Origin of the sequence: Thermosynechococcus sp. TG215, from assembly GCF_031583455.1 — a bacterium.
GTDB lineage: Bacteria > Cyanobacteriota > Cyanobacteriia > Thermosynechococcales > Thermosynechococcaceae > Thermosynechococcus.
In genome coordinates, this window is the sequence record NZ_CP134178.1 from 83,066 (window position 1) to 95,653 (window position 12,588).

The window sequence follows — 12,588 nt, forward strand, 5'->3', positions numbered from 1 at the left end:
GCCCTTGGGGGGGTGGGGATCAGTCTAAAACGTCAATGCGTACAGGCCCGACACCGGCACCAATGAGGCCAATGGCAGCCGCAGCCCCCCGCGAGAGGTCAATTTCCCGTCCCCCCGTAAAAGGCCCGCGATCGTTAATGCGCACCACTACTGAGCGGCCATTCTGGAGATTTGTCACCCGTACCCGTGTCCCAAAGGGCAGTGTGCGATGAGCCGCCGTCAGGGCGTCCTGATCAAATCGCTCGCCATTGGCAGTGCGGGCACCATGGAAGCCGGGGCCATACCACGAGGCAATACCCGTCAACTGCATCCGAATTGGTCCCATGGCCACAACGGTATTTGGGCTACCCTCTACGCTGGTTAGGGCAGGGGCATTCCCCAGTTGGCGGCGGATCAGGTTAGCAATGCGCAGGGCGTTTTCATCATTGCGTTGTGAACTATTGGGAAGCGTGACTTGATGGTTCAGAGTCAGGAGAGGTTCTTTGTCGGCGTAGATGCGGTATTGCTGTTGTTGGGCATCCCAACCCACGCGCACAAGGTTGGCATCAAAGCCCTGTTCGTGGAGCTGATTGAGGCGAGCGGTGAGAATGGTTGCCTGTTGGGCTGCTTCTGAGAGGGTGGTTTGCTCTGGTATCCCGGCGCTGTTGGCGGCAGCGACTTTGACGCCCTCTGTAGCTGCTACCCGTTGACCCAAGAAGGTGAGTACGGGAATCCCCCGCAAATAGACGGTTACGGCTTCGCGGCCTTGCTGTTGGTGACGATGCAGACTGGCGATCGCCCGCGTTGCTGTTGGGGTCGTGGATTGACGTTCCCCCACTTTGGTGGCAACGACAGCGGAAGAGGGGGCTGAACCTGACTCTATGGCTGGTGTGGTTGTGGTTGCACGGCTACTGGAAAGGATTCCCAACACAGCCAACGTGCTTGTTGTCAGACCCACATAAAGCGTTTTTTTCATAGGCGTCCGTTAAAAAGGGCATCCATACGGCTGGACAGTAGGGCACCAACATCACACAGGGGTTACCCCTACTGGTGCCGTGTTCGCTCTCATCGCGGAACTGTTTCAACCTACCACGAAGGCCTAGAATCAAGCATCAGGGGCATTTTGTTCATGGTAAACATTTTGAAAAAGAATAAAAAAGCGCTGAAGGCGGTGAAACCTACGCAGACTGGCATATTAACGGAATTTACAGTTGACGAAAGAAAATAAGAAAATTTTATAAACTTTTAACAAATCGTTTTTAATTTCTGAAGATTTCTGTGACTCAGATCACCAAAAATAAAAATTTATCTAAAAGAGAAAATTTGCTTTTTGCGACCTTTTCTGTGTGCCATAGGACGATTTCTCACCCAATTTTGTTTCCCGTTTTACCCCTTTTGGGATGCGCCTCTAGCCACTTCATAAAGTGCATTGCCCAAGGAATGGCTCTCTCCTCTAGCGCATAAAACGGGGATATAGTCCGTAGGGAGCCGAACCATGGAAGATAGGGATGACTTGCGGCGTCGTCTTGAAAACTTAGAAGCCGCTGTGGCTGCCCTGCAGCGATCGCTCGAGATTCTGCAAAGAGCCATTCTCCGTGAAGACCTCTCCTCTTCTGGAGTTCCAGAACCTGCAACACCATCAACGCCACCTGAGGAACCGACGGCGATCGCTCCTGCCCCTGCGACTGAATTACAACCCCCAGCGCCTGAATCTCCAGCGGTGCCACCGTTACGCCCAGTGAGGCCTTCCCAAGCTGACTGGCTACAAAATTGGGAACTGTGGCTCAACCGTCTCGGCATCGGCCTGCTGCTGTTGGGGATTGGCTTCCTCTTTCGGTACGCCGTTGAATTGGGCTGGATTACCGATGCAGTTCTTGTGGCCATGGGCTTTATCATCGGTACAGTGCTGATGGGGTTGGGCTGGCGGTTGCAGCAGCGAGCCATCTTTAGCCAGTTTTTGCAGGGGGGCGGTCTGGCGACCTATTACCTGACGATCTTTGCGGCCTATCAGTTTTTGACCGTCATGCCTTGGGGTGTGGCCTTCCCGTTGATGGTGTTAGTGACCCTAGGAGCATTTTTCATCTCGTTGCGCCAAAATCGAGCCATTTTTGCGGTGATTGGCGTGGTTGGCGGCTTAGCAACCCCTTTGCTGCTCTACAACACAGAGATGAGTCGTCCCTTGGCCTTGGCCAGTTATACCTTTTTAATTCTCTTGGGCAGTTGGGCAATTTACGCAGTGAAGGGCTGGCGATCGCTCCTGCTGTCAGCTTTTTGGTTGGGATGGCTGATGTTAACGGTGTCTATTACTGCTCAACGGCTTGATCGGGTCGTGGCATTACAGATCATTCTGGCGTTGACTTGGCTGGGCTTTACGGTATTACCCCCTTGGTATCAGGGACGCGATCGCGACAGGGCAGGGGAGCTGTATCGCCCTCAGGAGACCTCCCCACCGCCCTATGGTCAGACGATCGCCCTCTTTAATCCGCTGATTGCTTTGGGCTTAAGTGCCTTCCTCTGGGATTGGTCGGCAACGCTAACGGGTCGGGTCTTGATCCTATTTGGCGGCCTTTACCTAGTGACTAGTGTACTGTGGCAACGCATTCCCCAACCTTGGCGCTGGGTCTATAGCTTGACGGGACTCGTGCTCATTGCCCTTGGCATTGTTGTTCGTTACTACAGCAATCGCTTTATCCTCGCACCGCTGGCGATCGAGGGGCTGATTTTGCATTATTTGAGCCAACACTATGCCTCGCGCACCCTGCGGGTTATTGCCCATCTTTGGTGGGGACTGCTCAGCCTTGGTTTTGTTGGGCAACTGCTGTTTACTGCCGCCGATCGCCCCCCGCTGTTGAATCTGGCTTTTTTCTCCCATTTGGTGGTGCTTGGCGCCGCAGCAGTCAGTATCCGTTTTTTGCCCCCACCCACCCGCCCCCTCTACTGGATATTGGGCTATGGGGTGACGATGATCTGGATGCAGCACGAACTGGCGCCCTTTGGTACGGGGGCAGCCACCCTTGTCTGGGGACTCTTTGGCGTCGGACTGCTGATCTATGGGTTGCGACGGGACACCTCAGCGGTGCGCACGGTGGCTTTAATCACGCTGATCATTACTTTGGTGCGGCTTTTCTTTGTTGATCTCATCCATCTTGCGCCGGTGTGGCGAGTACTCCTGTTTATGGGGTTTGGTTTGATTTTTTTGCTGCTGAGCTATTTTTTCCGCGCCCTGTGGCGGCGATCGCCCGTGGAATCCTCTAGGATCAGTGAAGAAACCCCAACAAATGAGTCCGAAGAAACCCCATGACCCGCATTGCTGATCTGCGCCGTGATTACCGTCGTCAACGTCTCCTCGAAAGTGAGGCGGCTGAGGATGCGATCGAACAGTTTCGCCTCTGGTTTACGGATGCGGTCAACGCTGAATTACCGGAACCCAATGCGATGACGCTGGCCACCGTTGGCTTAGATGGGATGCCCGCAGCACGACTGGTCTTGCTCAAGGATGTGGACGATCGCGGGTTTGTCTTTTTTACGAACTATCGCAGTCGCAAAGGTCTAGAATTAGCCGCCCATCCCAAGGCTGCCCTTGTCTTTTGGTGGGCAGAGCTAGAACGGCAGGTGCGCATTGAAGGCACTGTTGAGCAAATTAGTGCAGCGGAGTCCGATGCCTACTTCCAGAGTCGTCCTTTGGGTAGCCGTTGGGGGGCATGGGCATCCCAGCAGAGTGAGGTTTTAGAATCCTACGCCGATTTGGAAGCCCGCCTTGCGGAAGTGGAAGCCCGCTATGGCGAAAATGTCCCTCGGCCAGAGCATTGGGGGGGCTATCGTGTTCTACCGACCCTGATTGAATTTTGGCAAGGGCGACCCAATCGCCTCCACGATCGCCTGTGCTATCGGCGCCAAGGAGACCACTGGCAGCGGGTGCGCCTCTACCCCTAGGATAGGGATATCTTTAGAGATTGGCTGAGATGCCCATGATTGCCGGTGAACTTATCCCCGCAGAGGGAACCATTGAACTCAATGCTGGCCGGCCAACGGTGACGTTAACGGTGGCCAATACGGGCGATCGCCCAATTCAGGGGGGATCTCACTACCACTTTTACGAAGTCAATCCAGCCCTCCAATTTGATCGTGAACAGGCACGAGGAATGCGCTTAGATATTGCCGCTGGCACCGCCATTCGTTTTGAGCCAGGGGATGAGCGGGTGGTGCAACTGGTGGCCTTTGGTGGCAGTCGCCAAATCTATGGCTTTCGCGGCGAAGTCAACGGTGCGCTCTAGTCGGGATTCCAAGCATCCTGTAGATTAAACAGTATGGATGACAATGATTTCCCCCTTCTCGACACTTCAGAAGATGCACTAGCGGCGCTGCCGAGTGAGGAGAGCGATCGCCCCGATCCCGAAGCCATGTTGCCCCTGCTGACCTCCGCCGATGTGACGGAGCGGATGTTGGCGGCTCGCGCCTTTTGCGAATTGCAGGATGAACGCGCCACACCCTATCTCATCAATCTCCTGCAAGAACCCTGTCCCCTTGTCCGTGTCAGTGCCGCCTATGCCCTTGGCCGTAACCCCAGTTTGGCAGCGGTGGATGCCCTCATTCAGCAATTGGAGCGGGACTGGAATGGCTATGTCCGCAAAGGCATTGTTTGGGCGCTGGGTAACTGTGGCGTCCGCTTTCCCCTGCCAGAAATTTATCGGCGCACCCTTGATCCCTTGATTCGTGCCCTGCAAACGGATATTTCTGCCGTGCGTCTCTGGGCGGCGAGTTCCTTGGGTCAGGTGGCAGAAGCTAGTGAAGAGGCGGCGACGGTTGCCATTCCTGCCCTTGCCCTTGCCTTGGCTCAGGATGCAATTGCCGCTGTGCGCAGTAACTGTGCTTGGGCCTTAGGTCATGCCTGCCGCAAAATTCCCCTTGGGCCTCTTTACACCCAAGCGATTGATCAACTCATTGCCGCTCTCCAAGACAGTGATATGGGGGTTCAAGAAGATGCCAAGGCGGCTCTTTTTAAGTTAGGAGATGCCCGCGGCCTGCAAGCGATCGCAGACCTTCAAGTAGAAGCCTTTAGCTAGGAGAGGCTGACACGATGGCCGAACCATTGGTGGAATTACGCGGTGTCTGCAAAGCCTTTGGCCATCAGCAGGTGCTGAATGATGTGGATTTGGCCATCTATCCCGATGATGCCTTAGTGATTCTGGGGCCTTCGGGAACCGGTAAGTCAACCCTTTTGCGGATTATTGCTGGCTTAGTCGCTCCCGATAAAGGCGAAGTGTATGTTGCAGGAGAGCGCCGTCAAGGATTACGGCAAGAAGGTCTCTGTCGGATGCGGATGAGCATGGTCTTTCAGCAATCTGCCCTTTTTGACTCCCTCACGGTTGCTGAGAATGTCGGCTTTTACCTGTACCAGCATACGCGTTTGCCGGAGGCACGCATTCGCGAAATTGTCAGTGAAAAACTAGCGATGGTCGGCCTCGCTGGCATGGAAGACCTCTACCCAGCGCAGTTGTCTGGGGGGATGCGCAAGCGAGTCAGCTTTGCCCGCGCCATTGTGGATAATCCCGAAGATCCCAATGACAACCCCTACCTGCTGCTTTACGATGAGCCAACGGCAGGGCTAGATCCCATTGCCTCAACAGTGATTGAGGATTTGATTCGCGAATTACGGGAGAAGACGGGGCATGCCTACGTTGTCGTTACCCACCAAAACAGTACCATTGAGCGCACGGGCGATCGCCTGATTCTCCTCTATCAAGGGCGCATTTGCTGGCAGGGCACCCATGCCGAAGCCCGCACGACCGATAATCCCTACCTGCGGCAGTTTCTCAGCGGCGATGTCAATGGCCCCATTCGGATCATTGATCAAGTGGGTACCGCTGCTCTATAAATAACGTAATAAATCAAGGAATCAATAATCGTGGCTTTACACATCGCATGGCTTGGCAAAAAATCTCCCCCCTGCGGCAATGTCACCTATAGTCGTGAAATTACCAATGGGCTATTGGATCGCGGGTACCAAGTGAGCTTTCTGCATTTTGCCCAAGAGGATGAACAGGAAGCTGAGAACGAAGGGGAGATGCCAGATGTGACGCTCCCTTGCCTGTATAAATCGCAAGTCTATACCCTGCCCTCCCTGCGAGCCAACAAAGTTCTGGTTGAGTCCCTTAAAAAACTCAAACCCGATATTGTCCACGCCTCATTGACCCTCTCCCCCCTCGATTTCTTTCTGCCCGACATTTGTGAAGAGTTAAACATTCCCTTGGTTGCCACGTTTCATCCTGCCTACAGCGAAAAGTATCGTACCCTAACGACGGGCACCGCCTTGATGACTTACCAACTGTATGCCCCCTTTTTGGCTCGCTATGACCGCGTGATTGTCTTTTCCCAATCGCAAAAGGAACTACTGATTCGTCTTGGGGTTGGTGCTGAGACGCTGCGGGTGATTCCCAATGGCGTCGATACGCGAAAATATACACCGGGACCTTCTACGACCAAAGAGGACTTTAAGGCACGCTACCTCTATATCTATCAAGGCCGGATGGCTATTGAGAAGAATGTTGAAGCGCTGCTGCGCTCTTGGTGTGCAGCGGAAATGCCGGCGGATTGTAAGTTGCTAATGGTGGGTGGCGGTGCCCTGATGCCCTCCTTGATGGCCAATTATGGTCCAGATCAAAATATTCTCTGGCTTGGCTCGATCGTTAATGATCAAGAGCGGCTACAAATTTTACGCGGCTGTGATGTGTTCATTTTGCCCTCGCAAATTGAGGGGTTATCCCTGTCGCTCCTAGAGGCAATGGCCTGTGGCTTGGCCTGCTTGGCTACCGATGTGGGTGCCGATGGTGAAGTGCTCACTGGGGCAGGCATTGTCTTGAATCCCCAGTATGTGAAAACCCAGTTGCAAACGCTGCTGCCCATTTTTTATCAACACCCGGAAATGATTCGCCTCCTAGGGGACAAAGCCCGCAAACGGGTGCTGGAGCACTATAGCCTCAGTCACAACTTGGATCGCCTAGAGGCCTGCTACCAAGAACTAATGGCTTCGTATTCTTTGGCGCGCCCGGCGGCCAAGGTGAAAAGCTAGCTCCCTCTAGTCTGGCAAACGCTCAAAGCGAGCATTGAGACAACACCATTCGTGCCGTCGCCAGACACTGCCCAAGCTCCAGCCCTGTTGTTCCAGTTGCGCCGCTACGCGATCCGCTTGATCCAAAAGAATGCCACTAAAGATGCCCCAGCCCTTGGGTTTCACAATTGCTGGCAAGTGGGGCAGAATCTCGATAATCACGGGTGCCAAAATGTTGCAGACAAGGCCATCCACCAGTTCGAGGACTTGTTCCCAACTCCCTTGCTTGACAATCAACTGGTCGGCTCTGATGCCATTGAGTTCAGCATTGCGTTGAGTCGCAGTCACCGCCAGATCCGAGGTGTCCACGGCATAGGCTTTGTTTGCCCCTAGCAAGAGGCTGGCGATCGCCAGAATGCCGCTACCACAGCCAATATCAGCCATCACCGTGGGTGGCAGCGGCTCAAAGGTTTGATCCAATTGCATCTCTAGAGCCTCAAGGCAAAGCTGCGTGGTTTCATGGGTGCCGGTGCCAAAGGCCATGCCAGGATCCAGTTTGATCACCAAGCGGGTGTTGTCAAGGGGTGGGGTTTCCCAAGCCGGACAAATCAGCAGGCGATCGCCCACCGGTATTGGATGCCAATAGGCTTGCCAACTATGGGCCCAATCCTGTTCATTCACCAACTGCCAGTGGAGTTTTGGCGAGAGGTAGCCCTGCGCCACCACATCTTGCTCAATCCAAACCCCTAGGGCAGCAATGTCCAGTAGGGTCACCTGCTGCTGCGGCACATAGCCTTGGATCAACACCCGCCCCTGCTGTTGCTGGGTTGCCGTACCTTGACAGCCAAAGGATTGAAGGCGCCAATAGACCAGCTCTTCCGCCTCAGCTTGACAAGTGACGGTAATTTCCCACCAACGCTGTACCACAACCGTGCCTACAGATTCACGATATAGGCATCACGAATACCGGGGACTTTCAAGATTTCCTCCAAGAGGCCTTCGGGTAGGGGATCGTCCAAGCTAATCACCATCACCGCGTTACCGCGTACCATCTTGCGTCCCACTTGCATACTGGCAATGTTGACATTAAAGCTCCCTAACTGGGTGCCAATTTTACCAATAATGCCTGGCATATCGCGGTGTAGCGTCAGCAACATATAACGGGTTGGCGCCACACTAATGGGAAAGTCATCAATACTGGTGATGCGCAATTCACTGTGAGCCAGCAAGGCACCAGACACCGAGCGGGTTTCCGAGGGGCTTTTAGCAATCAACGCTAGGGATCCCGCATAGTCACGCTGTGATTCATCGCGGGTTTCGACCACGCGAATTCCCCGTTCTTTAGCTTCTAACCCAGCATTCACGTAGTTCACCCGTTCCCGCAGCGCTGGTGAGAGTAGCCCCTTCAAAGCGGCAATCACAATCGGTTGACTGTCATTGGTGGCCAATTCCCCTTGCAAACGGACTTCCAGAGACTCGACCCGACCACCCGCCAATTGCCCCACAAGATTACCAAGAGTTTCCGCCAACTGCATGTAGGGCGCCAGTTTCTCAAGAACCTCCGGACGCAGACCCGGAATATTTACCGCCGATCGCGCCGGCAACCCTAGGAGCACATCGCGAATCTGCTCGGCAACATCAATGGCCACATTCACCTGTGCTTCTTCCGTGGAAGCCCCCAGGTGGGGAGTCAAGATGGCTTCCATCCCCAAGGCACGCAGCGGAGACTCCGCCTCAAGGGGTTCAGTTTCAAAGACATCGAGGGCAGCCCCCGCCAGCTTACCCGTCTTGAGCGCCTCCACAAGCGCTGCCTCATCAATAATGCCCCCCCGCGCACAGTTAATGATGCGGGCTGTGGGCTTCATCTTGGCAATGGTTTTGGCGTTAATCAGATGCTGCGTTTCTGGGGTCTTCGGCAAGTGCAGCGTAATAAAGTCGGATTCCGCAAAGAGAACATCCAACTCCACGAGGCGGCAGCCCAGTTGTTCGGCGCGTTCCGTAGATAGATAGGGATCGTAAGCAAGAAGCTTCATGCCCATAGCACGGGCAACGGTGGCCACGTGGGAGCCGATTTTTCCTAGGCCAATAATGCCCAAGGTTTTCTTATAAATCTCTACGCCCGTAAAGCGTTTGCGATCCCATTGACCTGCTTTCACCGCAGCATTCGCATCGGGAATATGACGGGCAAGGGAGAGCATCATCGCCAAGGTGTGCTCCGCAGCAGCAATGGTGTTGCCCTCTGGGGAGTTGACCACCATGATCCCTTTACGGGTGGCCGCAGGCACATCGATGTTATCTACACCAACCCCTGCCCGACCAATAATCTTCAGTTGGTTGGCGGCCTCAATGACCTCCTTTGTGACCTTGGTTCCCGATCGAATCATCAGGGCATCGTACTCGGGAATGATTTTGATCAGTTCTGCCTCTGAGAGGCCAAGTTTGACATCGACTTGTGCCACTTGGGCAAGTAAATCAAGCCCCACCTGTTCAATGGGATCGGAAACCAGAACTTTGGGCATAGGTAAACACTAGGTATAATGCCAGAACAGTTATGCTATCACATTTTATTTCGCTAAGGGTAGGGGTAGAATGCGTTTCAGCAAAACTCTTCCTAATAGGGGGGCGATCGTTCCTCCCTTCCTGTTTTTCTTGGTTGCGCTCAGATTAGAATGGCTCACCCAGAAAGAGTTGCGACAGCAGTAGAACCACACCCGCTGCTGCAGCAATCTCTACACCGGCTGCAACTGTGCGCGCCCACTGCTCATCATCCTCTTTTTCTTTGATGGCCAAGAGCAGGAAAAACTGATCTTCATCACTTAAATTTTGAACAAAGGATTCTGAAAGCATTTCCAAGGGTAGAGTTTTGAAATAGTCAATCTGACGACGAATGTAACTAGATTGCTCCTGTAATCGTCGTTCTTTTTTCTGCGCAGCAGCGGCCTTTGCTGCTTCAGTTTCCTTTTTAATCTCACAAATAATTTTATATTTTCGGGGACTCACTGTTTTTGTCAGCATTGCCCCCAAGGTTCCCCAAAAGCAGAAGAAAGCCCACAGGTATCCCAGAAAGCCCAAAAGACCGCCTACACTCCCTACCAATAGGCCAACCAACAAGAGAATCCCCCCCTGAATAACGTTGCCCCATTTGGTTGCTGGATCGACTGTATCCAAGTCGTCAATCTTGAGGCCGTGGCAAGCTAGCTTTTGCCGCTGTTGTTGGTCAATAGCATTGATTGATTGCTGATACTGCCGTTGAATGGCCTGCCGCTCTGTCTCCAGTTTCCGAGCTACGGCTTCCATACGAGCGGGATCGAAAATGGAGCGGGCAGTTCTAACATCTGTTGCTGGTTGGGTAGGTGGGGGCGGGCGATCGCCCTGCTCCATGAGGTAGGCATAGGCTTCGTTGATTTGCTTGAAGTGCTCCTCGACGATTTGCCGCGCCTTTTTGGGGGTCTCAGGAGGCAGTTTATCAGGGTGGCACTCTTGGCAGAGGCGGCGATAGGCTGCTTTGATCTGCTCTTTGGAAGCACCCGGCTGCAAGCCAAGAATGTCGTAGTAGTCGGTCATGGCTCCTTAGGTATTTATTCAAGCTCAAAAGGTCAAGAAGATTAGAAAGGAAATAGTTGCAAACATCTTCCAGACGTAAACTTGAGTCGTGGATTTTTGGTGACCCCAAAAATCGTAATAACTTCAGACGTAAACTTGAGTCGTGGATTTTTGGTGACCCCAAAAATCGTAATAACTTGATAGTTCCCTAAGTCAGCCACCCAAACTGGCGAGGGTTTGCCAGTGGAACCACAGAGGTTTTTGTCGTAGTTACCATTCACCTTAAGGTTAGGGTCATGAAGAAGGGCAAGGCCGTAGGGCTTTTCTCCTTTGGAATCACCACTGCAAACGACGATACGGCAGTTTGCATCAATTGCTTCTGCCCATTGGTTGGTAGTAACAGTGCCAATGGATAATGGTTGAGTCGGGTTGATTGGGTGATTACTAAGCTGCCCTAAAGCTTCATAAAACCTTTGCAGTCGCTGTTGAAAAATTTCTTTGAATTCCTTGGCACTGCTGGGGAGTTTCCAAAAGGGATTATTGTTTTTAGGAATCAGATTAGAACCACGCCACCAGGGTGCTTGGTTACGGGTTTTACGAGAGTAGCAAGGGCGACGTGCCCCTTGACCAATGCCACCCAAGTGAAACATGAGCCACATCAAGTTGCTTGCCAGCTCTTTTAGCGTTTCTTTGTGGGCATCAGGAACTTCAGAAGAATAGTCTAATACCAGTGTCCCCTCTTCTTCTCCACAGGGATCGTTTTTACCTTGCTGATTAGGGCGTGCCTCAGGTTGGGTCACCCTCCCATTAATCACCCGTACCCGCAGGTAGCCATGTTTGGGTTGCGGCTGAATTGCGCCAAAAATCATTCCTTCAAGGCTTTGGACTTCTGCTGGGGGCAACACCCCCCGCGCAAAGGCACGAAACCAGTATCGCAGCAGGGACTTAAAGGCTGTAGCTCGCACCTCGGCCTCTGGTTGCCCGCGCATCTGCCACGCTTGATTTCTAACGTTCCATTGCCATGACGTAGACGTACACTTTTGGCAACCGTGGATGAGTTGGCCTTGAACGGTAAAATCCACACTAAAGAAGCCACGCCCCACCTGTTTTAGGGATTCGACTAAAATGCCGTAGCCTGCATTCACTTGCGAACCAATTCCTTGGGTCAGGCCGCGAATCAACCAGTTCTTGACCTGTTTAAGCATTTGAGGAGAGCAATGATTGGTAGGTTTAATACCAATAAGAAATGAAGCTTCTCGCAGGGAAAAGAACACGTTTGGGTTGGCAGCATACTTGAGGTTGCCATTATTCCATGACCAAAGGTTGTTGGCCATGTCCACTGCTAGTCCCCCGTTCTTTTGTTCAGGCAAGGGGTAGGCGTCGAGGAAAATAATTTTGCCAGCTTTTTCGCTAGAGTCCCTGCTGTCGAGATAACCAAAGTAACGCTGGCCGACGAGTTTGTCTGCTTCAGCCCAAGGTACACCTTCGTTTTGCATCACCTCCCGAATGGCTTGGGCACGAGCAACACCTCGTAAGGTACTGGAGGGAATATAGGGAATGCCTAGGTTATCAAAGGCAGGCAGAAGGATACTTTCAGGACCACGGTGGCCACCAACACGGATGCGCCATGGGCAGGTGACTTCAAAACAATTGTTTTTGCCGGCAATTTGGCGAGTGCGCTCTGTTAAGACCTGCAAACGTTGGCGATAGTCACCCTGCTCTGCCATTGTCATTAGTTCCACTTTCGTACCATCTTTGGCGGGGCTAGCGGGCGATCGCATCCAGCGCAGATACTCGACAAACCCTGCACTTCGATGGGGGGTGGGATTTGGATCAAGGGGATGTTCGAGCCATGGGGGGGGTGGAGTGTTCCCACTGTTCCCGCCCTTTTGGGAACCACCACTATTGCCTCTGCCACCTTTGCCACTACCGCTATTGCCAGCGTTTCTTGAATTGGGACGCTGTGTTGCTTTATGAGTTTGAGGTCGCTGTAATGCAGGGTTATTTGTCATGTTGTC

The 12,588-nt window shown here is 53.1% G+C and carries 11 protein-coding genes; 6 read left to right on the top strand and 5 right to left on the bottom strand.

The window, feature by feature from the left end; all coding sequences use genetic code 11:
- Window positions 1–19 precede the first annotated feature (19 nt).
- A complete protein-coding gene (locus tag RHJ02_RS00400; protein WP_310800318.1) occupies window positions 20–955 on the bottom strand; it encodes a septal ring lytic transglycosylase RlpA family protein in 936 nt (311 codons plus the stop codon).
- 519 nt (window positions 956–1,474) lie between these two features.
- On the opposite strand from RHJ02_RS00400, the gene RHJ02_RS00405 reads away from it, so the two are divergent.
- From RHJ02_RS00405 to RHJ02_RS00430, 6 genes are read left to right on the top strand one after another with little or no spacing between them, the layout of a single operon-like run.
- Window positions 1,475–3,280 (top strand): DUF2339 domain-containing protein, encoded by a 1,806-nt coding sequence (locus RHJ02_RS00405; protein ID WP_310800319.1) that lies wholly within the window; start codon window positions 1,475–1,477, stop codon window positions 3,278–3,280.
- A complete protein-coding gene (gene pdxH, locus RHJ02_RS00410) occupies window positions 3,277–3,912 on the top strand; it encodes a pyridoxamine 5'-phosphate oxidase (protein WP_206200590.1) in 636 nt (211 codons plus the stop codon). Before RHJ02_RS00405 ends, pdxH begins: the two co-directional genes overlap by 4 nt.
- A gap of 35 nt (window positions 3,913–3,947) precedes the next feature.
- Window positions 3,948–4,253: an urease subunit beta gene (locus tag RHJ02_RS00415; RefSeq protein WP_206201553.1), complete on the top strand. Its 306-nt coding sequence runs from the start codon at window positions 3,948–3,950 to the stop codon at window positions 4,251–4,253.
- Between the two features lie 33 nt (window positions 4,254–4,286).
- Window positions 4,287–5,042 (top strand): HEAT repeat domain-containing protein, encoded by a 756-nt coding sequence (locus RHJ02_RS00420; RefSeq protein WP_206200591.1) that lies wholly within the window; start codon window positions 4,287–4,289, stop codon window positions 5,040–5,042.
- 14 nt (window positions 5,043–5,056) lie between these two features.
- A complete protein-coding gene (locus RHJ02_RS00425; RefSeq protein WP_206200592.1) occupies window positions 5,057–5,854 on the top strand; it encodes an ABC transporter ATP-binding protein in 798 nt (265 codons plus the stop codon).
- Window positions 5,855–5,884: 30 nt separating this feature from the next.
- On the top strand, window positions 5,885–7,048 hold the full coding sequence (locus tag RHJ02_RS00430; protein WP_302678555.1) for a glycosyltransferase family 4 protein: 1,164 nt from the start codon (window positions 5,885–5,887) through the stop codon (window positions 7,046–7,048).
- Window positions 7,049–7,054: 6 nt separating this feature from the next.
- On the opposite strand, the gene prmA is transcribed toward RHJ02_RS00430, so the two are convergent.
- The 4 genes from prmA to RHJ02_RS00450 form a co-directional block, all read right to left on the bottom strand.
- On the bottom strand, window positions 7,055–7,954 hold the full coding sequence (prmA, locus tag RHJ02_RS00435; protein ID WP_206200594.1) for a 50S ribosomal protein L11 methyltransferase: 900 nt from the start codon (window positions 7,952–7,954) through the stop codon (window positions 7,055–7,057).
- Between the two features lie 8 nt (window positions 7,955–7,962).
- Entirely contained in the window at window positions 7,963–9,546 is a 1,584-nt protein-coding gene (gene serA, locus RHJ02_RS00440; protein ID WP_206200595.1) for a phosphoglycerate dehydrogenase, read from the bottom strand.
- Between the two features lie 145 nt (window positions 9,547–9,691).
- Window positions 9,692–10,591 carry a J domain-containing protein gene (locus RHJ02_RS00445; protein ID WP_206200596.1) on the bottom strand — a complete coding sequence of 300 codons (900 nt, stop codon included), beginning with the start codon at window positions 10,589–10,591 and terminating at the stop codon, window positions 9,692–9,694.
- A 41-nt stretch (window positions 10,592–10,632) separates the two neighbouring features.
- Window positions 10,633–12,582 (bottom strand): RAMP superfamily CRISPR-associated protein, encoded by a 1,950-nt coding sequence (locus tag RHJ02_RS00450; protein ID WP_310800320.1) that lies wholly within the window; start codon window positions 12,580–12,582, stop codon window positions 10,633–10,635.
- Between the last annotated feature and the right edge of the window lie 6 nt (window positions 12,583–12,588).

Coding starts and splice junctions, on each gene's coding strand:
- RHJ02_RS00400 (WP_310800318.1), bottom strand. CDS start 955: ATGAAAAAAACGCTTTATGTGGGTCTGACAACAAGCACGTTGGCTGTG.
- RHJ02_RS00405 (WP_310800319.1), top strand. CDS start 1,475: ATGGAAGATAGGGATGACTTGCGGCGTCGTCTTGAAAACTTAGAAGCC.
- pdxH (WP_206200590.1), top strand. CDS start 3,277: ATGACCCGCATTGCTGATCTGCGCCGTGATTACCGTCGTCAACGTCTC.
- RHJ02_RS00415 (WP_206201553.1), top strand. CDS start 3,948: ATGATTGCCGGTGAACTTATCCCCGCAGAGGGAACCATTGAACTCAAT.
- RHJ02_RS00420 (WP_206200591.1), top strand. CDS start 4,287: ATGGATGACAATGATTTCCCCCTTCTCGACACTTCAGAAGATGCACTA.
- RHJ02_RS00425 (WP_206200592.1), top strand. CDS start 5,057: ATGGCCGAACCATTGGTGGAATTACGCGGTGTCTGCAAAGCCTTTGGC.
- serA (WP_206200595.1), bottom strand. CDS start 9,546: ATGCCCAAAGTTCTGGTTTCCGATCCCATTGAACAGGTGGGGCTTGAT.
- RHJ02_RS00445 (WP_206200596.1), bottom strand. CDS start 10,591: ATGACCGACTACTACGACATTCTTGGCTTGCAGCCGGGTGCTTCCAAA.
- RHJ02_RS00450 (WP_310800320.1), bottom strand. CDS start 12,582: ATGACAAATAACCCTGCATTACAGCGACCTCAAACTCATAAAGCAACA.